Origin of the sequence: Lysinibacillus sp., from assembly GCF_032093475.1 — a bacterium.
Lineage (GTDB): Bacteria > Bacillota > Bacilli > Bacillales_A > Planococcaceae > Lysinibacillus > Lysinibacillus irui.
Genome location: NZ_DAMDAY010000050.1, coordinates 1 through 23441, shown reverse-complemented (window position 1 = coordinate 23441; position 23441 = coordinate 1). Strand labels below are relative to the sequence as shown.

The window sequence follows — 23441 nt, the reverse complement described above, 5'->3', positions numbered from 1 at the left end:
ATGGAGTTAGCAGACGTCATTAATTTCATATTATATATAGCCAACCTTATGTTCATTTTAAAAATATCGTTCATTATCGAATACTAACATGTAATACTATATTTACTTTGCTCAATCTTCTATCATTGGCTTGTGGAAATTTTTAATGCAATTTGCTAAAGACATTGTTGAGGCAATCCATATGAAAAGGAATATTCTACTTGCGATAGGCGTCCTTTATTTTATTATACTGAACGTACTTCTCACAATCTTGGTGCTACGAAAGAAATACCCAATGAAGCACAAAAACCGCCATTCCAATGAAAGGCGGTTCTTTTTGTGTTGTCCTATTGACCGATTTCGTGCTGTAATTGCTGTAAAAAGCTCTCCATAAATTGATGACGTTCCAGTGCCATTTTTTTGCCCTTCTCTGTCACCATTAAATCTTTTAGCAGTAATAATTTCTCATAAAAATGAGTAACAGATGAGGTATTTTTTTGACGGTATTCTGATTCTGACATGTTTGCCCGTGCTTCCTCGTCTTTATCATAAAGCTTTCGACCTTTAGCTCCACCATACGCAAATGTTCGGGCAATGCCAATGGCACCAATCGCATCTAAACGATCTGCATCACGTACGATTTTCGCTTCCAATGATGTTGCTTCTAGCTCATTTCCTCCATTAAACGATACTTGAGCAATACAGTCTCGGATATGTTGCTTTTTATCTTCACTAAGTGGTAGTTCTGCAATCAGTTGTTCTTCCTGTTCCTTGCTATCAGTATATTTTTTGTCGCTGACATCATGTAAAAGCACCGCTATTTTAACCACCTCAGCATCTGCTGTTGGCTCACTTTGTAGGATAGCTAGCGCATTTTGATAGACGCGTTCAATATGCTGAAAATCATGACTAGCATCAAATTGTGCATATACGTCTCGAACCTTATCCAATAAATTATTCATCGTTAATCTCATTCCTTTCCTACAAGATTATACTGTATTTATTCCTGCAAAAGGTAATCTAGAAATTAAAAATTGATAACGTTTCAATTGACTAACTTTTCTGAATATTGTATGATAAACATACAGAACAATCCATTTGTTCTGTACCTCATATTTTTTCAGTAATGTACACCAGCTATGTGTAGGACAGATTTAGCATTAACTTCAGCGGGCTTACAATTGAATAACCTGTTTAGAAGATGACGTACGTATTGAAAACCAATCATCTAAACAAATAAAAGTGAACACTTTCCCTTAGAAATTCTTTGTTTAACCCGCATAGCCCTATGTACATGCCGAAAATGTGAACAACAAGTTAGTTTGTTGCATGACCTAAAGGCTTTCACTTGATGTTGCATTTGTGTCATTGTTTTTCATTACTGGTTGTTACCTTCTTCTACTATGTATGAACGTAGCTCCTCCCTTTAATGAAAATCATACACTATTATTGTCTCCAGCTTGTGAATACCACGTTCGATGAGTCGTGCAATCAGAAGAAAAATCATGTAAGCCAATGTATTAAGTGTGATAAAGGAAGTAGGTACGATTGTGATAAAATGTATTACCCTCCCGCTGAAGGACAAATAAAAGCTGCCCATCTTACATTCAAGTAGATGATGGCAGCTTTTACTGTTTTATTTACTTATAACACGTTTTTAATAACTTCATCAATTTCCTGCAAAAGTGCTTCATTTTGCATCGTCGAACTTAATGTCAAAAGTGATTGGTCTACATGGATCACGGCTACATGCATCCCTTCCTGAATGCTTGCACTTGGTACAGGAGTCATTTTCTCTATATCAAATGTCATGATTAAATCCGGGAATTTCGATTGTAATTGTCCTTCTTTCGATAATGTCATATATTCATTCCAGAAAGTAAGATGATAATCGCCAACGGATAATTTTCCAACATCAAAGCCATTTTCCTTCGTTAAAGAATAATTCGTAACTTTCCCCGATACAATGTGTGTACCATTCAAATGCTGTACAACATTGGCTAATTTCTCTTCAAATGTTTGTCCCTTTAAGAATCGATAGCCAAGCTCAATAGCCATCGTGATTGCATTAGGGGCACCATGCTTCTGTAAATAGTCAATCGTCACAGGATTTCGAGTAACCCCCACTAGCCCACCTGCTAAAATGGATGCTTGTCGAGCTGTTTTGGCTGTGTTTTGTAAATTCCCTTCGACAAACCCTTGCACGGCAAAATCATCTTTTCCCCCTGCATAAAATTGCACGGATTGATAATCTTGTTGCTCATGGAGATTTAAAGAGCCCATGATCCCCGTTGGATGTGCTCGTCCATTACAAGGAGCGTCAACGACTGGTACATTTAATAGTACTGACTGTAGCCAGCCATTGATCGTCGTACTGGCACCATTTTCATTCGTAATGATGCCTTTTAGACGCTGCTCGTAATGCTTATTCATCTGACGATAGCTCCAACAAAGCTGCTCACCAGAAATATATTGATCAACTGCTGATGGTGCACCTACCAAGGCAACGCATGCCACTAAGTCTTCTTGATCCAATTCTGTGATATCGACTAATTGAGGTTCTCCCGCAGCAAAGATTTCCTCCACTAGCTTGAGTCCTTCCTCTAGAAGACCACCTCCGCCGCCGCCAAGAATTGCCCCTCCATAAACGGCTGCAATCCCATCCTCATACGATAATACTTTTACCATTCATTCATACCCCTTTCTATTTTCCTATTTTTAGAATAGAAGAGAAGAAGCTATATAACGCATCTCCAGCAATAACACCTGCTGCAAAGACCGTCATTTCAGATTCTCTCTTACCTTTCGTTACATATGTGAAAATAACACGAAGTAAGATACCGACTAAAACAGCCCAACCAGCGATCGGATTAACAAGTAATAAACCTGTTGCAAATAAAATACCCATTTGACGTTTTGAACCACCGATTAGCTGAATCAATGCACCTGGAATAGCCCAAATCATTAATTGTTTTGCTACATCTCCTGTTACACCTGATTGGATTGTAGCTGCATACACATGGTTTACAGGTGCAACTAAATCTTGTGCAAAATAAGATTTATAAGATAGTAAAACGACAACAGCCGAAATCGCAAAGGCTAACATTCCTGCTATTAATTGTTGCTTACGGCCTTCTTTTTCTAACGCAGCATCACTACCATTACCACGTAAAATAAATCCAGTTTTTAAGTCATAGCCCATATCTGCAAACGCTACCCCTGTAGCTGCACTATAACCTGCTAATAAGGCAAGTGCTGGTGCTGGGAAACCGATTAAAATACCAACAATCAGCGTAATAAATGCGACAGCAAATGCTGGGAACCAACCTGCGTGCATCGCCGCAATACCAACAATCAGCTCATGAACAAATGCAGCAATTGTTGCAAAGACGATGAATCCTATTAACATACCGAAAGACATATGCGTGATAATACCACCTAAAATGGCAATTAATAAGGCAATGGCTAAATAAGCAATAAACCCTACACCAAAGGCTTGGCGAATTTCTTTGGCATCTTTTGAATAGCTCAACTCTTCTGACTTTTTAGCCGACTTTTTATTTAATAAGGCAAAAGCGACTTGGAAAAGTGCCACAATACCGGCACCAATCATCACGCCATGCGGAATATAATATGCATTTAAATCGACATTAAACAATTGAACAGAATATCCTCTTAGAAGAAGCCCAATCCCAAACATCGTTAGTGCCCAAATATTTCCTATGAACGCTACCCCAAAAGCTGACATTGGAATTTTAAGAACAGACCCCACAATACCTATTAACACACCACCGATTAATACCTTGGCATTTTTACCGCCTTTATCGCCCGCTTTAATGGCTTCAGCAGTCGCAATCCCTGGTGGCCAAGTACCTGCTGCTGGGAAAATCTTTGTATCAAAAAATTTATACAATAATAAAGCATCAACAAACATCGCTAAAATAACACCGATAAACAATGGTAATACTAAGTTTTCATAGCCTAATACATATGGAATACCAATTGGCAACATTAAACTACTTGCAGCACTGAACGTTGCTGCTGAAATGGCCGTTTGGATAATATTTTGTCTATGCACAGATTTAAATTCAATGAGCTTGCCGATTGGAATTCTTCCTAGAATCATCGCAAATATTGCCCCGACGATTGATGTATTAGCAGAAATCCCTAAAGTCGTAATCAACTGTATCCCGATAATTGCCCCTACGACAGATGTTAAGACGATCATTAGTAGAGTTACAGGCTCTAAAGCCCTTGGATGTAATACTTTATTATTCATAGTGTCAGCTCCCCTATTGCTGTTATAGTTTTGAAATATGTGATTGTATTTGATGAGCTACTTTCACTAACTGTTCAAGCATATATTTCTCCCTTTGATCATCTAAATCATATACTAGTCCAGAAATGGTAAGAGATGCGATAATTTCCCTCTTATAGTTAAATAACGGTACGCTAATGCCAAAAGCATGTTCATTATACTCCCCAACTGTAACACACCAGTTGTTTTGTCTAATTTGCTGTAGCTCTTCCTTCAATGACTTAAGCAGTTTAAGATGCTCTTCTTTCGATTGTTTATTATGAAAAAAAGCGATTAATTCAAGCTGCCTGTCCTCTTCTAAATAGGCAAACATCACTTTGCAGGAAGCACCGATGTAAAGGGGTGTCTTCGTTCCTAAAGACACCGCATACTTTACATTTTTATTACTCTCGGCAATTTTCGTGGTAACACCGTATTCATTATCCATATAAGTAAGAAATACTGATTCATTAATTTCATTCGCAAGATTTTGCATCAATTCATAAATAGTCGAGTGTGGGTCTTTAGAATTGGAGAGCACATCATAAAAAAGGAACATCTTGTAACCTAATTTATATTTTCTTGTGTTGTCATCCTGTATTAAATAACCAGCTTCTGTAAATGTATTAATGGTTCTTTGCACGACACTTGTCGGCAAGTTCATCATGCGTGAAATTTCACGAACACCTAATGCGTTTTCTGTCGTGGCAAAACACTCTAGTATATCCAATGAGTTTTTTAATGTCTTGACAGTCATTTATTTCTCCCTTTAAGCGTTTTGATAACCGTATTTCTTCTGCGCTACTTCTATAGAAATATATTCATTTAATAAATCACGTTCAATGGCCTCGGCACTTCTTTCAAGTGGATTACCATAACCACCACCTGTTGCTGTCACAAGCTCAATGCGGTCACCCTTTTGCAATTCATAATTGGCCAGCACTCCAACGGGTCCAACCTTCGTTCCATCGTTTTTATGAATGATCAGATAGTTGTGAGAGCCCTCTCCTCCGCCATTTAAACCGAAAGGCGCAAATTGATGTCTTCCTAAGTTAACAGAAACCTTTTGACCATCATGATTCACTGTATAAACGCGACGTACACCTAAGCCGCCTCTAAATTGACCAGCACCTGCCCCGTCACAATTTAAGCTATATTCATCAATGTGAATACCATATTTTGTTTCGGCAATTTCAACCGGGAGATTATATGTTTCACCATCTCCCATACAGTATTGTCCGCTTTGACCATCCTCATCATTGGACGCTCCCCAACCACCAACGGATGGTTCAACGATTAAGAATGACTCATCGTTTTCAGGGTTTTTACCTGTTAAGATAAACGTACAAACGGACTGCAAATGCCCTGCAGATAATCGTTCTGGTAAATGAGGTGCAAGAGCCTTCCAAATTAAATCCGCTGCCCCTATACGTGCCTCGAAGTTCATGGACACAGGATGAGGACGTTTAGCTGAGACAATGGAGTTTTCATCTGTAATAATCGTTAAGCGTTTAAAGACACCTTCGTTGATTACATCAATATCACCAAGTAATGCTAAGAACATAACCCGCACACTAGCCATTAAACCAAATTGTGAGCAGTTCATTGGCACATTGACTGCAGGATGGGAGCCTCTAAAGTCACAAATAAACGCTTCATCACTAATTGTTACTTTCACTTTAATTGGATATGGGCCACCTTTTAATGGGTCACCTTCAATAAAGTCTTCCGCATAAAACTCACCTTTTGGTAAATGTTGAAGCTCCAGCTCAACAATTTTCTCTCCCTTGTCCAATAGTTTTTGAATGGACAATTTCACAGACTCAGCACCAAACTTCTGGCAAAGCTCTGCAATTCGTTTTTCTCCTGTTTTTAGAGCTGCTACTTGTGCAAACATATCTCCGATCGAAAGCTCTGGTAAACGGACATTCGTCGAAATGATTTCATAGACTGCTTCGTTCAGCTCACCTTGATGATAAAGTTTAACACCTGGAAGCTGTAAACCTTCTTGATAGATTTCATTAGAATTACTTGTGAATGAACCAGGGTCCATGCCCCCTACTTCTGTCCAGTGCGCTTTATTGGCTGAATACGCGATAATTTCACCATTATAGAAAATTGGTAGGACTAAGCCTACATCCGATAAATGAGATCCACCACCAACATATGGGTCATTAATAATAATGACATCCCCTTCGTGTAACTGTTTCCCATTATCAAATTTTTCAATAACACGCTGCACCATTGGACTTAGCATCCCAATAAAGCTCGTTACACCATTTCCTTGGCTAATTAAATTACCCTTGGCATCTGTTAAACCACAAGCATAGTCTAATACTTCATAAATCACGGGACTCATAGAAGAGCGTGCTAGCGCAATAAACATCTCATCTCCTATTGCTAGCAATGAATCTTGAATAATTTCTACTGCAAAAACGTCTTTTTTCATGTTTTATTTTCCCTCCATCTCTACAATCAGATTGCCGTATTGATCAATTTCAATGGATTGCTTGTCATTAATCACGACTGTAGATGTTGGATTTTCCACAATGGCAGGACCAGCAATAACATAGCCAGGTACTAATTTTTGTTGATCATAAACATTGACCTCTACCCAACCTGTTCTTTTCACGTATAAATTGCGCTTTGTTTTAATACAAGTCGAAGCGTCAATATGAGAGAAGTCTAATTCTTTAAACTGAACCGCCTCATCTTTTCCGTAAATTGTAAGATGTAAGTTCACTAGCTCAATTGGTGTAGTTGGTAAATCAAATGAAAATTCTTGCTTATGTTTAATGTGGAAAGCCTCTGCTAATTTTTCAAGCCCTTCTTCATTAATTGTAATAGTCGATGCGTTTAATTTAACCGTATGCTCTTGACCTTTGTAGCGTAAATCATAATTAATCTCGAAATAATAATGATCCTTAGCTAAAGGTGCATCTGCATACGCATTGGCAATCGCTTGATCAATGTTTTCTTGAATAGCCGCAAGATGGTTTTTGTCAAAGTTCATTAAACTTGTTTGAATATAATCTTGTCGGTACTCGGTCATCATCATTCCTAATGCAGAAAAGACAGACGAACCATATGGGATAATGACTTTTTTCATGCCCAGCTCTTCAGCTAAGTTAATCGCATGAAGTGGTCCACCACCACCAAAGGCTACCATTGTAAAATCTTCAGGGTCATAGCCTTTACGAATCGAAATCAACTTTAGTGCATTAAGCATATTAGAATTTGCAATATCTAAAATGCCCTGCGCTGCTTCCTCCGCTGATACATTAAATGGTTTTGCAATTGCTTCAACAAGAGCTTCCTCCACTTTGTCAATGGAAACAGGATTATCAAAGTTTTCTAATGACAATCTTCCTAAGTACACATTCGCATCTGTAATGGTCGGCTGTGTATTTCCTAAGCCGTATGCCACTGGTCCTGGATTGGCACCTGCGGAATCTGGACCAACTTTTAATGAACCGAATTGGTCTACACGTGCAATTGAGCCGCCCCCGTTGCCGATCTCTACAATATCCACAACTGGCGTTTTAATTGGATAGCCAGCAAATTTTTCATTTCTTTCAATATAGTAATCTGTTGTGACATTCACTTTGCCATCTGTAATAAGGGAGCATTTAGCTGTCGTCCCACCAACATCAAAAGCGATGATATTCGATTCATTTAAAAGTTGGCCTAATTTCGCTGCCCCAAACATACCTGCTACAGGACCTGATTCAACTAGGTTAATTGGTAGCTCCATCGCTTTATCAAAGCTTGTTGTACCACCATTCGATTGCATAATTTTTAAATGATCTGTAATACCAATCGTGCTTAATTTCTCCTTTAAGCTTTTTAAATACGCATGTGCAATTGGCTTAACATAAGAATTTAATACAGTTGTATTTGTTCTTTCATACTCACGGTATTCTTTAATCGTTTCACTTGAAAGAGTGATATACACATCTGGCCAAATTTTTAAGATTTCTTCTTTTAGCTGTTGCTCATGAATCGGATTTTTATAGCCATGAATCAATGAAATGGCTATCGCCTCTACACCCAATTCCTTAAATTTACGAACGATTTCACCGACTTCCTCGGTATTAAGCGCTTTCATAACATTTCCTTTAAAATCAATTCGCTCATCTATTTCTTGTCGTAAGTAACGCTCTACAAATGGTTCTGGCTTTTTATATTTAAAGTTATATAAGTCTGGTCGATTACCACGGGCAATTTCTATTACGTCACGGAAGCCTTTTGTTGTAATTAACCCGACTACGCCCCCTTTTCTTTCCGTCAGTGTATTAATAATAACAGTTGAACCATGAATAAAAGATTCAATTAGAGAATCCTCCGTAACATGACGTCCTAATACATTTAATATGCCATCCTCAAAGTGACCAGGTGTTGTATGTCCCTTATCAAAATGAAGATTACCTTTTTCATCTGTGAAAACTAGGTCGGTAAAAGTACCGCCAATATCTGTTGCGATTTTCAAGACTTCATCCCTCCGTGTTCCTATAATCGGAACAGTGTTCCGAATTAGAATTAAGTAAATTATATTTAAAAGAAAAAGAAAATTCAATGTATTTTTTAAATAAAAATTCATTTGACAATTATCTTCTATTGTAAAAATCCGCTCTTTCTTTCCAATAACAGAGAACTATTGATAAAAACTACCAAACACATTTATATAAGGAAACTTCTCTTGTTTTTATATGCAAAAAAAAGATCCTAGTTTTTTACTAGAATCTTAATGTTTCGAAAAAATAATTTTTATTCATGGATTTGCAGATGGAATACACTAATAAATGACAGAGTAAAAAATAATCTCTAGACGATTACCTTAGACATTGAAATGATTCCATTAGTAAGCTATCCAATTCATGATTTAAAGCCTAAAGGTTTGTGGGTCGTAAAAAACCCCGTAGAAGTTAGATTAGGGTCTAACTTCTACGGGGCAGTTAAATTTTTGAAAGGAGAGTAATGTTAGAACAATCCCACCGCATGTCCTTCGCTATCAACATTCATACGTAGCGCAGCCGGTGTTTTTGGTAAACCTGGCATTGTCATAATATCGCCTGTTAGACAAACTAAGAAGCCAGCACCAAGCTTTGGAATAACTTCACGAATCGTAATGGTAAAGCCTTCTGGACGACCGAGTAAACTTGGTTGGTCAGTTAGGGAATACTGTGTTTTTGCCATACAAATCGGAAGAGAGTCCCAGCCAAATTTTTCGATTTGGGCGATTTGTTTTTTGGCTTGATCAGTAAATTGCACATCTTTCCCACCATAAACTTTTTGCACGATTGTACGCACTTTTTCTTCAATAGACTCTGTTACATCATATAAAGGAGAGAAGTTGTTATCTTCTTCTAGCACAGCTAGTACTTGTTCAGCTAGAGCTAGACCACCTTTACCGCCTTCTTCCCAGACATTTGTACGTGCGATACGAACATCATTTTCTTGACACCAGTTAAGAACGGCTTCTAATTCAGCCTCTGTGTCCGTAATAAAACGATTTAATGCAATAATTGGTTCAACGCCAAATGTGCGAACTGTCTCCACATGTTTAGCTAAGTTTTCAATACCATGTAAAAGGGCTTCGACATTTTCGCCAACAAGCGCTGTTTTCGGAACCCCACCATGCATTTTTAAGGCACGAATCGTAGCTACGATAACAACGGCACTTGGCTTAAAGCCAGCTTTCCGTGCTTTAATATTCATGAATTTTTCAGCACCTAAATCAGAGCCGAAGCCTGCCTCTGTCACCACGATATCTGCTAGCTTACGAGCTGTTTGTGTCGCCATAATGGAATTACAGCCGTGAGCGATATTGGCAAATGGACCACCATGAATAATGGCAGGTGTTCCTTCTAATGTTTGTACTAAGTTTGGCTTGAAGGCATCCTTTAATAATAAAGTAAGAGCACCTTCTACCTGTAAATCTCGTACAAAGACTGGCTCACGCTCGAATGTGTAGCCAATCACGATACTAGCGATGCGTTCACGTAGATCCTCAATACTTGTTGCTAAACAGAACACTGCCATGATTTCAGAGGCTACCGTAATATCAAAGCCGTCCTCACGAGGCATGCCTTGAACTGGTCCCCCTAAACCAACGACTACTTTACGTAGAGCACGATCATTTAAGTCCATTACACGTTTCCAAATAATGCGTCGTGGATCAATGTTTAATGCATTTCCTTGATGGATATGATTATCAATAAATGCGGATAAAGCATTGTTGGCTGTTGTAATCGCATGAAGGTCACCAGTGAAATGTAAATTAATATCCTCCATTGGTATTACTTGTGCGTAACCTCCGCCAGTTGCGCCACCTTTTACGCCCATTACTGGACCTAATGATGGTTCTCGTAAAGCGACCATCACCTTCTTATCTAATTGATGAAGGGCATCTGCTAGTCCTACAGTCACTGTCGACTTTCCTTCACCTGCTGGGGTCGGACTAATAGCAGACACTAATACTACTTTTGCATCCTCGCCCTGAGCTGTAATTTTTAATGGGTCAATCTTTGCTTTGTAGCGTCCATACTGCTCAAGAGCATCCTCTGGAATACCCGCAGCTTTGGCAATTTCCGTAATAGGTTTGATCACTGCTTGACTAGCGATTTCTAAATCTGATAATGGTTGATTTTTCGTTGTCATTTGGCATCCTACTTTCTTTGTTGTTCATTTCCATTATAGTCTTAATTGTGAAAAAAAAGAAAGCCAGATATGCAAGCATTTCGACAATCAATTGACATCTTTGTTCAATTCATGTATGTTCTAAGAGAAAATGCAATTTTTTCACATTTTCTCAATGAGAGCACAACTTATTTAACTTTATTTTACATTCAAGCGCATTGGAGGCGAATGCTTATGCAACAGGGGATCGTAAAGTGGTTCAATAATGAAAAGGGTTATGGCTTTATTGAATGTGATGATGGAGAAGATGTATTTGTACATTTTACGGGCATCCAGGAGGAAGGCTTCCGTACACTTGAAGAAGGTCAAAAGGTATCATTTGATGTGGTAGAGGGTAATCGTGGACCTCAAGCATCAAATGTTGTGAAATTATAACGGTAATGGACTATTAGCTTAGTTCCAAATGGACAGCGGAGCAGGAATGAAATATTCCTTCATCCGCTTTTTTTATTACCAATGGTGGCCCTTTGCAAATTTGATACTAAGTATGTGAAGCATATAGCATGACAAAAGGGAATTACACTTGAAATAATTTCAAAAAAGCTCTAAGAAAACTGCGGAACGAAGGGCGGCACTCCTGCGGGAAAAGCGGAAAAGTCGAGATCCTGGACTGAGCGAAGCGAGGGAAGCAGCTCGACCTCACCCGCGGAAAGCGTCCGTCCATTGTGGAAATCAATAGCTTAGCTTTATTTCATTGTAAAAGAAAAAAGACTGTAGGCAAACTCAAAATTCATCGAGTTTGTCTACAGTCTGAATCCATTTCAGCATATGAAGTGGATCTTGTAATTATCGATTAATCCAATAAAAAGCGCCAGGACATACTAATGTTTCCTTTGTTCGATGAGGATCTTTTAATGTCACACCAAATGGCCCTTCTTTTATATGACCAAGTGTCATAGCTACTGCAACCTCTTCCTCATAAAAATCCAATCGCATATTCGGGAGCTGTAACGAGATGAACTGCTCATGTTGCACAGGCTCTGGTAGCTGCAATACCTCCTGCCATAAACGAACTGTTCTTCGTATATCCTTGACATACAATTGGATTGATTCCATTGTAATCGCTTGTTTTGTATCAATAGCACCGCTTGTCACTAATTGTGACAGACGTTCCTCATCTTCCTCTGCCCATTCAATTAAAAATGGAAAATCAATGAGAAGATCTGGTTTGCCAAAATGGAGAAGCTTCCACTTCACAACAGTGCCATCCGGTCTTGTTCGACTGCAAGCATCCGGCCCATATACATCATAACCTAATGCTCGTAAGCGTTGACCCTCTTCCTCAATTTTTTTGGTACGCAAGGCTATTCGTGAAAATCCTTGGCGCTCTTGATCACGTTTAAACGTATAATGTAAGGAATATGGGTATTGTGCCGCCTGCTCAAATAAATCACGATCATAGATAGCAATTTGTTCAATATAGCTTAAGCCAAAGTAGCTTAACGTATTATAAGTCCCCCACATCGTGTGCTGCCCACCATTCACTGTGTGGACATTTCGTTTATTGAAGAAAACCTTTATATTTTCTGGTGATTCCACTTGGTGAACCAGGTGATCAAAATATAAAGTCATGGCAATTCCCCTTTCTTTCCCCATTACCTTTACCTGTATGTTTAATTGGTTTAAAATTTACTCAAGAAAAGGAGTTACTAGTAGGATATGAAAAAAAAGTTCATTTTACCTACTTACTCCGTGAACTAATTTATATTAATAAAGAGGTGATATTTGAATGACAGATCAAGTAGCTGCTTTTAAATTGGCATTAGGTAATTACCCTACAGGCGTTACAGTTGTCACAACAAGTCATGAAACAAAACCTATAGGCTTAACCGTCAATTCCTTTGCATCTGTTTCAATCGACCCGCTCCTTATTTTGTGGTCACTCGATAAAAATTCTCAGCTTCATTCTTATTTTACGAATGCTTCTCATTTCGCGGTCAATATTTTAGCAAGCGACCAAGAACATTTATGTACACTATTTGCCAGTAAAATCCCTGATCGTTTTGCACAGGCACAGTGGTCCACTTCATCTTTAGGTCTACCGATTTTACATGATACAGCAGCTATTTTACAATGTAAAACGTTTCAGCAAATAGATGCTGGCGACCATACCATTTTTATTGGGCATGTGCAAGACATTACAAACGGGCAAAAAGAACCGTTACTATACCATCGCCGTCATATTGGGCAAATACCAAAAAGCTTTTATAGTTAATTTTTTAGACAAAAAAAGGGCCACTTGTAAGCAAAGGAAATCCTTCATGCTTATTGGTGGCCTTTTGACATCGTTCAACTGAAATCAATGTTATTTTTTCTGCGGAAATCTCTGTTTTTCAAGCCTATTAATTTGCACAATAACACCATCTTGGATCGTAATATGCACTTCACCAAATTCAAGATTTTGAATTGCCTTGGCAATTGCCTCTAATTTTTTATCATCTACCTTTACTGATTGAGCCATACGATACACCCCTTCTTTTTCATTCTTGTTGTACAAAAGAGGCCAACGCATCAAACTGATTGATAGCCCCTCCTATCTCTCAGATACCATCTGTTGGATTTGGCACCTAACTTTTCGGTTGCCGAGGCTTCGTTGGGCCAAGTCCCTCCACCTCTCTTGATAAGAGTACTGCGTTTCTTGACAATAATTCTATAATTCTACTATACGAATGTCAATATAAAATATTAGAAAACCTAGCTGAATACTTTGTAATATCAATCTTCTACATTTGTATGAGTCGATATAAATGTATTTTATGCCAAATCAGTAGTAAATAGATGACTACTCTCAAACTTTTTAATTGGACCATTTTCTCAAAATGAGTTCAAGTGGACCTCGTTGATGGATAGTCCTCCACCATATCGAAAAAAACACACAGCCTAAAAAATAACAACATGCATAGAGCATTGAAAAAACGACTGTTAGATTATTCGATAAATCGAAAACTTCTAACACAGTGATGCCAATAAAGACATGGCCAACATAGTGTGTTAAGGACAATTGACCCGTTTTAATGATTGCTTCTATTACTTTATTTTTGAAAGTTTCTACAAAATACATACAACCTACTATTATCACAATAGCCGAAGCCGAATTTGATAGAACATACATTATATTTGGTGGAATCGGTCCCGTATCAAATAAATACAACGCACTATCATGATCTAAGAAATATTTTGTCGAGAAGTGAATAATCACCTTTGAAAAAATTTCTATAATCACTCCTAACAAGATACCTGCGGTAACTAATTTCTTTCTTAATGCCCTATTGGTTAAATCTAAGGTACCTACAATCATCCCAATGAGAAAAAAAGATATCCATGGAAAAACGGGATGGTAGCCATTAAACAGTAAATTTCTCATAAAACCTTCTACCGTCCAAAAATCTATATACTCTAATAAAATATATTTTGGATGCCACCCAACTAGATAATTGAATTGGATTTGTAGCCATTGGGAAACGATTATCACCGCACTAATTGTAAAAAGCATGGTTTTCTTTGAAGTTGCTATCAACAAAGCTGCAAGAAACATATAAACACCGTAATAATGTAAAATATCTCCCGTCCATCCGACCACATATAAAACCATCCCAACAACAAACAAAAAAAGAGCTCGCTTCCATAAAGTTAACTTACTTTGGCGAATAAGAATTGGGTCCTTTGCTTCCCTTGCTTTCCGCGTCATCAGCGCAGTCCCTATTCCTGCTAGAATGACAAATAGTGCAGAGGCGCGCCCCTCAAAAAGACTTTGCAATTGAATGAGCCATTGTGAACCATTGGCAGTTGAACCTGAAATAACGCCAAAGTTTACAATAAACATACCTAACATTGCTAATGCTCTAGCAAAATCTAAGCCCTCAATACGACGATGACCAAGTTGCTTATTCATCTTTTCCCCCTTGAATGACGCTATGTACTGCCTCCCTCCAAATAGCCTTATAGTTCAATTGACTACCAGTTAACATAAAATTGCCAATATTATCATAGAGCATGGCTAACATGTGGGCTTTCGCTTCTATGTTGGCATTTTCATCTAGCACTTCTAGTTGCACTGCGTATTGTAAAATATCATAAAATCTTGCTAAATAATCTGATTGAAGCTCTAATAACTGTTGCATGTAGTGGTCGTCGCGAGCGGCTAATAACAAATACTGACTAAATATTTTATTAAAATAAGGATCTTTGTCCTGTTCATCAATTGACTTATAGCCAATCTTCAGTAATTTCTCAATGAAATTGCTTGGAGATAGCTCCTTGTAATCAACAACGATATCATATTGAATTTCTTTATAAAGTTCCTCAAACAAAAAAGAAATTAATTGATCCTTTGATTGAAAATAGTAATAAATGGCTGGTTTTGATATGCCGACCTCTGCTGCAATCATAGCTAAGCTCGTTTTCTCAAATCCTTTTTCTGCAAACATCACATAGGCAACTTCTAAAATTTTTTGAAAGGTTTGTTCTCTATTTCCCATAAGGGCCTCCTTTTTTACCGACCGTTAAGTAAATAATATACGAAGATCCAATTTTTCACAACAAAAAAACTGTGCAGAAGTAAACCCTCTCCACAGTTCTCCTTTTAATCCCCCTGTAAACAGTCCATTAGAGCTTGAGCTGTCTGTTGCTTACCCATCACCTTGATTGGCTGCCCTTCAGCAGGGACAATCCAATGAGGCTCGTCCCCACCATATAAAGATTGTGAGCTGTTAGCTACCATAAATTGTGCATTGGCTGTTTCCATGCGTAGTTTTGCACGAGCAAGCAAAAATTCCTCATCATTCGTCGCTTCCAGCTTAAAGCCTACTAACGTTACATTTGGTTGCCAGCCTTTGATTTGACCTAAAACTTTTGGTGCCTTTTTAAAATGAATAATCGGTGGTTCGTCAGAAGGCATTTTGCCCGCTTCCTCCATTAAATTCCCTGATTGATCATACACTTTGTCTATGACCCAATCGGAGCCAGCAGCAGCCATAATGACGATATCGACTTGTTGTTGTTGGACAGCATGACGAACTTTTTCTCCTAAATCCTCAATGCCTTCAAATTTAACCAATGTCATTTTATCTTCGTTTTCTGGGAGCTGGGCAAAGTAACCATGCATGTATATGACAGTCGCACCAGCAGCCAGTGCTGCCTCTGCTAAATAACAGCCCATTGTCCCCTTCGATAAATTCGTGTGCCCTCGTACACGATCCCATTTTTCAAGTGTTCCCCCACTTGTAATGAGTACGGTTTTGCCTAGTAATGTCCCCATACACTCACCTAGTTTCTAAAATATATACAAATACTATTTTAACGTAATGGTACGATTTGCTTCAATAGCTACGATGGAAGGGAGCTGTTTTGCTCTTTTAACCATGCACTTAATATTTCAGCAAATTTCTTTGTCACGGGTGAAGCATGGTGTTTCATGGCAATACCAATCGTTCGGTAGCCACCTTGCTTTAATGGAATCGCTTTCAATGTTGGCGGTAAATTTTGAATGACCAACTGGGGTAAAATACTAATCCCTAAATGGTGTGAAATCATAGATAGAATTCCTACTTCCTCAGAAAGCTCAAAGCGTATATTGGGCTTTACATGATATTGTTCTAACAGCACTTTTACATCATTTGTCCCTTTGTAAGAAGTCATGATAAAAGGCATATCCTCTAGGTCCACAATATCAATTTCTGTCTTATGAAATAATGGACTTTTATGAGAAACAATACATAATAAAGGGTCTTGCTGTAATTCCATAAATTGATACTGTTCCGACTTTTGCCCATTCAGGAATCCTGCCTCGACTTCACCACTTAGAAGCCATTGTTCAATTTCGTAATAATCCCCTTCACGTAACTCCACTTGTATCCCAGGAAATTGATGATCCATAATCTGAATAATTTCAGGCATCCAATTCGAAGAAATACTTGAAATAACACCAATACGTACCTTACCTCGTGTAACGCCGAGAATATGCGCTGCTTCCTGCTGCAATAACTCCTGTGCGTCCAAGACCTGTCGCATCGCCCTAAGCATTGTCTGTCCTTCACTTGTTAGTGTGACACCTACACGACTACGGTGAATAAGGGCAAAGCCAAATTCTTTTTCTAAACTCGATACGGCATGACTCACTGCAGACTGTGTTAACCCTAGTGCATCCGCTGCTTTTGTAAAACTTGCTACTTCTGCTACCTTTGTTAAAATCTCATATTTTACTAAGCTCATTCGCCATCCCTCTATGTACATGAAATTTTTTAATCCTATTCATTATAAACATTCGTTTTACTAATCACAATACAAGATATATAGTAATTTTTAGTATAAAAACTGTTTTAGTACACAGATGGTAGGTGAACATAATGAGTATCCAAGGAAAAGCAAATGTATTGATGGTTATTGTCACAATGTTTTGGGGACTATCTTATACCTTTATGGTCATGGGGCTTGAAACATTGGCAGTTTATAATGTGGTGGCATTACGTTGTATCATCGCATTCTTCGTAGCAGGACTTATTTTTTATAAACGGATGATCAAGGTAAATGGTAAAACATTAAAATATGCGGCTATTCAAGGATTTTTATTATTCATTGTGTTCGCGTTAAGTTTATTTGGTCTACAGTCTACCTCCGCTTCAAATGCTGGCTTTATTTTAAGCCTAACTGTTGTATTAGTGCCGATTTTCAGTAGTTTCATTGAAAAAAAATTACCATCGAGAGCGGTTAGCTTTGCCGTTATTTGCACGATGATTGGTATTACAGTATTAACAGCACATGGCTCGTTCACCTTTCAAAAGGGTGACCTATTAGTAGCAATTGCAGCATTATGTTATTCAATTTATTTACTTTTAAATAGCTCCTTTACACGAAATGTCGAATCGATTTCATATGGTATTTACCAACTAGGTTTCGCTGGACTTTATGCACTAATTTTAACATTCATATTAGAAACACCAACGTTGCCAGATTCAACGACATCTTGGATTGCGATTTTAGGTCTTGGAATCATTTGTAGTGCGTTCTGTTTTGTCGGCCAAACTGTTGCACAACAGTACACATCTGCTACACATACAGGTCTTATTTTTTCTTTAGAGCCTATTTTTGCAGCCATGTTCGCCATGATGTTTATTGGTGAGGGCCTAACGATGAAATTAGTCATTGGTGGTAGCTTTATTCTAATCGGTAATTTAGTTGCCCAATTAGAGCATTTTCACGTATTGCGTTATATCAAAAAGGATGCACAAGAAAAAGTTATACAATAGAAAGAGTGGTCCCCGTGATCACTCTTTTTTCTTTGGAGAACATTCAGCTATTTTTGCTCACAACCGCTAGTATGTAAGGAAAGTGGATAGTAGCTCATCAGCTCCCTTGAAAGAAAGCAGGCGAATGGAAATCAACGCCTCTTTTCGTTCTTTTTTCTACAACAAAAAAACAGAGTGATCAATTGAAATCACTCTGTTTTTCACTTTATAAAAATCTTCTATATTGCTCGGCCTCGATCATACGCTCTTGATTTCTTAAGCGCTCCTCTTGTTCAGCAGCTGTCTCTGGATGTGTTTGTAGTGTATCCAGATCATCATCATGTTCCGCATACAAGACAATACTCCCTTGCTCAACAAGATGCGAATAATAAGCGATTTGTCCCTCGGATAGATTAAATCGTTTTAAGCCCTCTGTAACAGCTGAGTCACCTGTAAACCAAGATTTGAATTGGTCTACCCAATTACCCGCTTCATGCGTTTGGACATCAGCGTCCCATTTTACGTCCTCAAACTGTTGCGGATCTTTCGCAATAATATGGATATCCTCTTGTTGGTAACCTTCTAACCGCATACTTTCTAAAATGTGAAGCATTTCATTTCTCGTATGGGCCACCTCAATTTTTGGGTTTTGTTCATTCATCATGTTCAATTCCTCCTAATTTATATGGCTTACTAAGTAAATACCCGTACAGAACACAAACAAACACGTTTTACCAAACTGTAATAATTGTTATGATGCTTTAAACCCTGTTATTTATTTGTCATGTGGTGGCTCAAAACAAAAAAAGCATGCTGGAGAGTAATTCTCCAACATGCTCTTTCTTACTACGTTATTTATTTGTCTAGGAAGGCTTTTAACATCCAAGTATGCTTTTCAAGGGATTGATACATCGCATTAAGTAAATCCTCTGTACGATCGTCCCCTTCTTCAGCTGCTAGCTCCATAGCGGAATTTAATGCTTTCATTAGCTTTTGGAAATCCGAAATTGTCGTTGCTACCATTTCCTCTGTTGTCTCATTTCCTGTCGCTTCCTCCACATAGGATAGCTCTAGATGTTCTTTTAATGTTGCCACAGGCTTGCCATCCTTTGAAAGAATACGTTCTGCTATTTCATCTAAATTCAGCGTTGTTTCATTATACAATTCTTCAAATTTTGCATGCAGTGTAAAGAACGCGTGCCCTTTAACATACCAATGATAATTGTGCAGCTTCGTATAAAGGACAGACCATGTAGCCACTAGCTTATTTAATTGTTTGTTTAAGTTTTGTGTCATAATGTATTTCTCCTCCAATGTGTCAATTGTTCTAGCCCTTAGTATGCGTTACAACTTATGTTGGCTATACACACATTGTTCCCGCCCGACAATATTTCAAACATTCTTCATAAGAATTGACCTTCCGCAAGAATATTTCAACTATTCTATTAAATTATTTCACTTTCCGAAATAGTTTCGTTATAATGAAATCACTTACATGTAAAGGGGTGTTCATAAATGGAAGTTTTACCATTAAGAAAAGATGTTGCAGTAGAAGAAACATGGGATTTAACACATTTACTAAAAAATGATGCTGATTTTGAACCTACTTTAGCGCAACTGGTTGACGATGCACTTCACTTTGAGCAGCAGTATAAAGGTACCATTACAGATGCACAAAAAGTAATTGACGTGTTATCTGCTTTTGAAGAGCTACAAAAGAGGTTTGTTCCGATTGGCACATATGCAAGCTTAAGCCTCGAAACAGATCGTACAAATGATGTAGCACAAATGCGTGCTGCGAAATTTAGTACTGCTATCGGGAAAGTCAGCAGTGCCCTATCGTTCGTACGCTCAGAATTACTGGCGTTGGATGAAGCAATTTTACAGGAAGCAGCTGCATCAAGCCCTCTTTACAAACGTTATCTAGAGGAACTGTTAAAGCATAAACCTCACCAGCTTCATCCAGAGGTCGAAAAAGCACTTGCAGCATTTAGTGCCACATTTGATGCTCCATACGAAACATACAATACGACAAAATTAGTGGATATGAACTTTGGCGAATTTGAAGCAAATGGCGAAAAACATCCACTAAGTTTTGTCTTATACGAAAATGACTGGGAATTTGAAGCCAATACAGATTTACGCCGTGCTGCCTTTAAGGCCTTTTCAAGTAAGCTCCGTGATTACCAGCATACAACAGCACAAGTGTATAACACGCATATTCAACAAGAAAAAACAATGGCTGACCTGCGAGGCTTTGACTCTGTCATTGATTATTTACTATTTGACCAAGATGTGGACCGTTCACTTTATAATCGTCAAATCGATTTGATTACGAAAGAGCTTGCTCCGCATATGCGTCGTTATGCCACATTAATTCAAAAAGCCAGTGGCATCGACCATATGACCTTTGCGGATTTAAAAATTGCGCTTGATCCAGATTATGACCCAAAATTATCAATGGCTGAGGCCAAAGAATATGTTGATAAAGCATTAGCAGTGATGGGTGATGATTATAATCAATTAATGGATAGAGCCTTTAATGAGCGCTGGATTGACTATGCGCCCAACAAAGGAAAATCAACAGGAGCATTCTGTTCAAGTCCGTATGGTAGCCACCCCTATATTTTAATGTCATGGAATGAACGCATGAACGAAGTCTTTACGCTTGTTCATGAGCTAGGGCATGCTGGCCATTTCGCAAATACGTATGAACACCAATCTTATCTTAACAGCCGACCTTCCCTTTATTTTATTGAAGCACCGTCGACTATGAATGAAATGCTGTTAGCCAATTATTTACTCACACATAATGATGATCTACGCTTTAAGCGCTGGGTGATTTCAAACATTGTTTCAAAAACGTATTATCATAACTTTGTTACACATTTACTAGAAGCCGCATATCAACGTAAAGTGTATGAATTAGTGGATGCTGGTGAAGCTGTCAATGCAACCATTTTAAATAACTTAAAACGCTCAGTTTTAGAAGACTTCTGGGGTGACACAGTCGATATTACTGAAGGTGCTGAACTTACATGGATGCGTCAGCCTCACTATTATATGGGCCTTTACCCATACACATATAGTGCTGGTTTAACGATATCTACACAAGTATCTCAACGTATTTTAAAAGAGGGAGATACAGCAGTCCAAGAATGGCTAGCTGTGTTACAGGCCGGTGGAACAAAATCTCCCGTAGAGTTGGCACAAATGGCAGGTGTTGATATCACAACGGACCAACCGCTTCGTGATACCATTGCCTATATTGGTCATTTAATTGATGAGCTTGAACGCCTCACACTAGAAATAGAAGCGGTACAACAGCAATAGATTCAATAGAAAACGATACTGCGCTTTAAAAGTGCAGATCGTTTTCTTTTTTAGTTCTAAGTAGAAAAATCCATACATATACTAGAATCAGGGCGTCCCTCTACATTTATTAGATATTTCAAAATAGACAATCATTTTTCTTCATACAAAAGTACCGTTATTATTAATAGTACGCAACTTATTTAGCAATATACGATTAACAATGATTAAAGGAAGTGTTCTAATTATGGTAAAACGTAATGATCCATGCCCATGCGGTAGCGGCAAAAAATATAAAAAATGTTGTGAAGGCAAACAGCAAGTAACAGTGGAAACAGTACAAATCGAAGAACTAGAGCGTGTGCTACAAACATTTTACTTAGAATATCCTGATCGTAAAGATGTTCGTGCTTATATCGAGCATGTGGGCACATGGCAGCCTAAATTAGAGAGCGTTTTACAGCGTGAGCTGATTGAAGCTATCGCGTTAGACGACTTTTTCTTCCATCAAGAGCCATCTATTTGGAAAAGCTACTTAAAGAAAACAAAGAAAAAAGCTGTAAGACCTTCTACAGTAAAAGTACTTGAAAACTGGTCTCAGCCGACTTTATTTATCGGTACGGTATCTGTTGTTGAAGAAAAATATTTCAAAGCTATTCATTCCCTTACAAATGAAGAGCTATATATTCGTCGTGAAAATGACAAACCAATTCCTGAAGGTATGCATGTATTTGCCTTTATCTTACCAGACGGAACACATAAATCGACACATTATTTAGCTGTGTCTACATTGATTTTCTTCCCTGAAGATCATGCGAAAGTATTTGAAGAATTCAAGAAAAAATTTGAAGCATCAGACAAGAAGGTTGGCACATTCTTAAAAGAAGAGCATCTTGCCTTCTGGGAGTTACTTGTATCCAATGGCTATAAAGGTGAGGAATTCACAAACTTTGAGAGCAATGTCCTAACACAAGTGAAGGACTTCTTAGAGCAAAATGATCGTGAAACAGCACCGATACTTGAGCTATTAGAGGACTATCTAATTGAAGGTCAACCAACTGCACGCAAAGAAGCAGCTATTGCAGCTGGTGCCATTCGCTATGGTCAGGAAAAGGAGCTGTTCGAGTCCCTTTCGATGACAGTTAAAGAAATCGCCGCGACATTTGATATTTCTGCTTCTTCTCTGACAAAGTATTACCAAGATTTAAGCAGCTATGCTGAAACGAAATAAACGTACAATTAAAGAAGCTACATGTTTAGCGTATTGCTAAAACATGTAGCTTTTTCTAATGTGCATGTAATCTTATTTACTATAAACTTTCAGAAGCTCTTCTCCTAAAAACTGTAGCTTTTCTCCAACTGAACAGGCCTCAATACAGAAACGATGAGCCCCTGGTTTACCACGTTCTTTACGCAATTGCTTGATGACTAAGCAATCCGCACAATACGTATCATGCAGTTCGTCAATATCCTTCATAACCGTCACTTTATCCATGTTGAACTCTCGCTCCTTCCACGTCCAAAATTCACTTCCTACTATTATGAAGCGTTCGATTTGAACAAGCAACTATTTTGTTTGTTCCATTTTTTACGGGCAATGATTCCCCTCCTTGTTGTACAATTAGAGGGAAGACACATTGCAAAGTAGGGATGTTATGTTAGAAGTTTATATCGATGCTGCCAGTGCAGGAAATCCTGGTCCAAGTGGTATTGGACTTTTTATTAAAGGGGAAGGCCATCATATCCAAATTAGTGAATATATCGGTGAAACGAACAACCATATCGCCGAATTTACAGCATTAGTACGCGGACTTGAAGAAGCGCAAAAACTAGGCTCTTCCCTTGTATCCGTACGCTCCGATTCCAAAATTGTAGTTGCTTCTATGGAAAAAGAATATGTCAAAAATGAGGAATTTAAACCTTATTTAGAA

At 38.2% G+C, this 23441-nt stretch carries 22 protein-coding genes and 1 riboswitch; of the genes, 6 read left to right on the top strand and 16 right to left on the bottom strand.

Going from position 1 to position 23441, the window contains the following annotated elements:
* Positions 1-326: 326 nt before the first annotated feature.
* From RT445_RS12115 to RT445_RS12085, 7 genes are all read right to left on the bottom strand, one after another.
* Positions 327-941 carry an HD domain-containing protein gene (locus RT445_RS12115; RefSeq protein ID WP_312507126.1) on the bottom strand — a complete coding sequence of 205 codons (615 nt, stop codon included), beginning with the start codon at positions 939-941 and terminating at the stop codon, positions 327-329.
* 682 nt (positions 942-1623) lie between these two features.
* Positions 1624-2667, bottom strand: a complete 1044-nt coding sequence (locus tag RT445_RS12110; RefSeq protein ID WP_313470649.1) for an S-methyl thiohydantoin desulfurase domain-containing protein — start codon at positions 2665-2667, stop codon at positions 1624-1626.
* 16 nt (positions 2668-2683) lie between these two features.
* On the bottom strand, positions 2684-4258 hold the full coding sequence (locus RT445_RS12105) for an OPT/YSL family transporter (protein WP_274796571.1): 1575 nt from the start codon (positions 4256-4258) through the stop codon (positions 2684-2686).
* Between the two features lie 22 nt (positions 4259-4280).
* Positions 4281-5033, bottom strand: a complete 753-nt coding sequence (locus RT445_RS12100) for an IclR family transcriptional regulator (RefSeq protein ID WP_274796570.1) — start codon at positions 5031-5033, stop codon at positions 4281-4283.
* A 12-nt stretch (positions 5034-5045) separates the two neighbouring features.
* Positions 5046-6725 (bottom strand): hydantoinase B/oxoprolinase family protein, encoded by a 1680-nt coding sequence (locus RT445_RS12095; RefSeq protein WP_274796569.1) that lies wholly within the window; start codon positions 6723-6725, stop codon positions 5046-5048.
* A 3-nt stretch (positions 6726-6728) separates the two neighbouring features.
* Positions 6729-8765 (bottom strand): hydantoinase/oxoprolinase family protein, encoded by a 2037-nt coding sequence (locus RT445_RS12090; RefSeq protein WP_313470648.1) that lies wholly within the window; start codon positions 8763-8765, stop codon positions 6729-6731.
* A 491-nt stretch (positions 8766-9256) separates the two neighbouring features.
* The gene (locus tag RT445_RS12085; protein ID WP_313470647.1) at positions 9257-10936 is read right to left on the bottom strand and encodes a formate--tetrahydrofolate ligase; all 1680 of its coding nucleotides are present in this window, start codon (positions 10934-10936) and stop codon (positions 9257-9259) included.
* Positions 10937-11149: 213 nt separating this feature from the next.
* On the opposite strand from RT445_RS12085, the gene RT445_RS12080 reads away from it, so the two are divergent.
* Positions 11150-11350 (top strand): cold-shock protein, encoded by a 201-nt coding sequence (locus RT445_RS12080; RefSeq protein ID WP_004269397.1) that lies wholly within the window; start codon positions 11150-11152, stop codon positions 11348-11350.
* 411 nt (positions 11351-11761) lie between these two features.
* On the opposite strand, the gene RT445_RS12075 is transcribed toward RT445_RS12080, so the two are convergent.
* The gene (locus tag RT445_RS12075) at positions 11762-12547 is read right to left on the bottom strand and encodes a VOC family protein (protein ID WP_274796566.1); all 786 of its coding nucleotides are present in this window, start codon (positions 12545-12547) and stop codon (positions 11762-11764) included.
* 157 nt (positions 12548-12704) lie between these two features.
* Here RT445_RS12075 and RT445_RS12070 point away from each other — a divergent pair, with 157 nt between their 5' ends.
* The gene (locus tag RT445_RS12070; RefSeq protein WP_274796565.1) at positions 12705-13190 is read left to right on the top strand and encodes a flavin reductase family protein; all 486 of its coding nucleotides are present in this window, start codon (positions 12705-12707) and stop codon (positions 13188-13190) included.
* 90 nt (positions 13191-13280) lie between these two features.
* Here the strand turns inward: RT445_RS12070 and RT445_RS12065 are convergent, their stop codons facing one another.
* The 5 genes from RT445_RS12065 to RT445_RS12045 all read right to left on the bottom strand — a co-directional run bounded on the left by RT445_RS12065 (position 13281) and on the right by RT445_RS12045 (position 17185).
* Positions 13281-13436 (bottom strand): YezD family protein, encoded by a 156-nt coding sequence (locus tag RT445_RS12065; protein ID WP_004269393.1) that lies wholly within the window; start codon positions 13434-13436, stop codon positions 13281-13283.
* Between the two features lie 69 nt (positions 13437-13505).
* Positions 13506-13602: riboswitch (SAM riboswitch) on the bottom strand.
* 170 nt (positions 13603-13772) lie between these two features.
* Positions 13773-14867 carry a DUF418 domain-containing protein gene (locus tag RT445_RS12060; protein ID WP_313470646.1) on the bottom strand — a complete coding sequence of 365 codons (1095 nt, stop codon included), beginning with the start codon at positions 14865-14867 and terminating at the stop codon, positions 13773-13775.
* Positions 14860-15453: a TetR/AcrR family transcriptional regulator gene (locus tag RT445_RS12055; RefSeq protein ID WP_313470645.1), complete on the bottom strand. Its 594-nt coding sequence runs from the start codon at positions 15451-15453 to the stop codon at positions 14860-14862. The genes RT445_RS12060 and RT445_RS12055 overlap by 8 nt, the downstream gene beginning before the upstream one ends.
* A gap of 104 nt (positions 15454-15557) precedes the next feature.
* Complete coding sequence (locus tag RT445_RS12050) at positions 15558-16232, bottom strand: phosphopantothenoylcysteine decarboxylase domain-containing protein (RefSeq protein WP_274796562.1); 675 nt, start codon at positions 16230-16232, stop codon at positions 15558-15560.
* A gap of 68 nt (positions 16233-16300) precedes the next feature.
* Complete coding sequence (locus tag RT445_RS12045; RefSeq protein ID WP_274796561.1) at positions 16301-17185, bottom strand: LysR family transcriptional regulator; 885 nt, start codon at positions 17183-17185, stop codon at positions 16301-16303.
* A gap of 134 nt (positions 17186-17319) precedes the next feature.
* Between RT445_RS12045 and RT445_RS12040 the strand changes: the two genes are divergently transcribed.
* On the top strand, positions 17320-18219 hold the full coding sequence (locus RT445_RS12040) for a DMT family transporter (RefSeq protein WP_274796560.1): 900 nt from the start codon (positions 17320-17322) through the stop codon (positions 18217-18219).
* Between the two features lie 205 nt (positions 18220-18424).
* Here the strand turns inward: RT445_RS12040 and RT445_RS12035 are convergent, their stop codons facing one another.
* A complete protein-coding gene (locus tag RT445_RS12035) occupies positions 18425-18862 on the bottom strand; it encodes a general stress protein (RefSeq protein WP_274796559.1) in 438 nt (145 codons plus the stop codon).
* A gap of 191 nt (positions 18863-19053) precedes the next feature.
* Positions 19054-19494, bottom strand: coding sequence for a Dps family protein (locus RT445_RS12030; protein WP_274796558.1), 441 nt, complete (start codon positions 19492-19494; stop codon positions 19054-19056).
* A 219-nt stretch (positions 19495-19713) separates the two neighbouring features.
* Here RT445_RS12030 and pepF point away from each other — a divergent pair, with 219 nt between their 5' ends.
* Positions 19714-21531, top strand: coding sequence for an oligoendopeptidase F (gene pepF, locus RT445_RS12025; protein ID WP_313470644.1), 1818 nt, complete (start codon positions 19714-19716; stop codon positions 21529-21531).
* Between the two features lie 226 nt (positions 21532-21757).
* Positions 21758-22741 carry an SEC-C domain-containing protein gene (locus tag RT445_RS12020; protein WP_313470643.1) on the top strand — a complete coding sequence of 328 codons (984 nt, stop codon included), beginning with the start codon at positions 21758-21760 and terminating at the stop codon, positions 22739-22741.
* A 72-nt stretch (positions 22742-22813) separates the two neighbouring features.
* Here the strand turns inward: RT445_RS12020 and RT445_RS12015 are convergent, their stop codons facing one another.
* On the bottom strand, positions 22814-23005 hold the full coding sequence (locus RT445_RS12015) for a zinc-finger domain-containing protein (protein WP_274796554.1): 192 nt from the start codon (positions 23003-23005) through the stop codon (positions 22814-22816).
* Between the two features lie 160 nt (positions 23006-23165).
* On the opposite strand from RT445_RS12015, the gene RT445_RS12010 reads away from it, so the two are divergent.
* On the top strand, positions 23166-23441 hold a 276-nt coding region (locus tag RT445_RS12010; RefSeq protein ID WP_313470641.1), incomplete at its 3' end, for a ribonuclease HI family protein.

Coding starts and splice junctions, on each gene's coding strand:
- RT445_RS12115 (WP_312507126.1), bottom strand. CDS start 941: ATGAATAATTTATTGGATAAGGTTCGAGACGTATATGCACAATTTGAT.
- RT445_RS12110 (WP_313470649.1), bottom strand. CDS start 2,667: ATGGTAAAAGTATTATCGTATGAGGATGGGATTGCAGCCGTTTATGGA.
- RT445_RS12105 (WP_274796571.1), bottom strand. CDS start 4,258: ATGAATAATAAAGTATTACATCCAAGGGCTTTAGAGCCTGTAACTCTA.
- RT445_RS12100 (WP_274796570.1), bottom strand. CDS start 5,033: ATGACTGTCAAGACATTAAAAAACTCATTGGATATACTAGAGTGTTTT.
- RT445_RS12095 (WP_274796569.1), bottom strand. CDS start 6,725: ATGAAAAAAGACGTTTTTGCAGTAGAAATTATTCAAGATTCATTGCTA.
- RT445_RS12085 (WP_313470647.1), bottom strand. CDS start 10,936: ATGACAACGAAAAATCAACCATTATCAGATTTAGAAATCGCTAGTCAA.
- RT445_RS12080 (WP_004269397.1), top strand. CDS start 11,150: ATGCAACAGGGGATCGTAAAGTGGTTCAATAATGAAAAGGGTTATGGC.
- RT445_RS12075 (WP_274796566.1), bottom strand. CDS start 12,547: ATGACTTTATATTTTGATCACCTGGTTCACCAAGTGGAATCACCAGAA.
- RT445_RS12070 (WP_274796565.1), top strand. CDS start 12,705: ATGACAGATCAAGTAGCTGCTTTTAAATTGGCATTAGGTAATTACCCT.
- RT445_RS12065 (WP_004269393.1), bottom strand. CDS start 13,436: ATGGCTCAATCAGTAAAGGTAGATGATAAAAAATTAGAGGCAATTGCC.
- RT445_RS12060 (WP_313470646.1), bottom strand. CDS start 14,867: ATGAATAAGCAACTTGGTCATCGTCGTATTGAGGGCTTAGATTTTGCT.
- RT445_RS12055 (WP_313470645.1), bottom strand. CDS start 15,453: ATGGGAAATAGAGAACAAACCTTTCAAAAAATTTTAGAAGTTGCCTAT.
- RT445_RS12050 (WP_274796562.1), bottom strand. CDS start 16,232: ATGGGGACATTACTAGGCAAAACCGTACTCATTACAAGTGGGGGAACA.
- RT445_RS12045 (WP_274796561.1), bottom strand. CDS start 17,185: ATGAGCTTAGTAAAATATGAGATTTTAACAAAGGTAGCAGAAGTAGCA.
- RT445_RS12040 (WP_274796560.1), top strand. CDS start 17,320: ATGAGTATCCAAGGAAAAGCAAATGTATTGATGGTTATTGTCACAATG.
- RT445_RS12035 (WP_274796559.1), bottom strand. CDS start 18,862: ATGATGAATGAACAAAACCCAAAAATTGAGGTGGCCCATACGAGAAAT.
- RT445_RS12030 (WP_274796558.1), bottom strand. CDS start 19,494: ATGACACAAAACTTAAACAAACAATTAAATAAGCTAGTGGCTACATGG.
- pepF (WP_313470644.1), top strand. CDS start 19,714: ATGGAAGTTTTACCATTAAGAAAAGATGTTGCAGTAGAAGAAACATGG.
- RT445_RS12020 (WP_313470643.1), top strand. CDS start 21,758: ATGGTAAAACGTAATGATCCATGCCCATGCGGTAGCGGCAAAAAATAT.
- RT445_RS12015 (WP_274796554.1), bottom strand. CDS start 23,005: ATGGATAAAGTGACGGTTATGAAGGATATTGACGAACTGCATGATACG.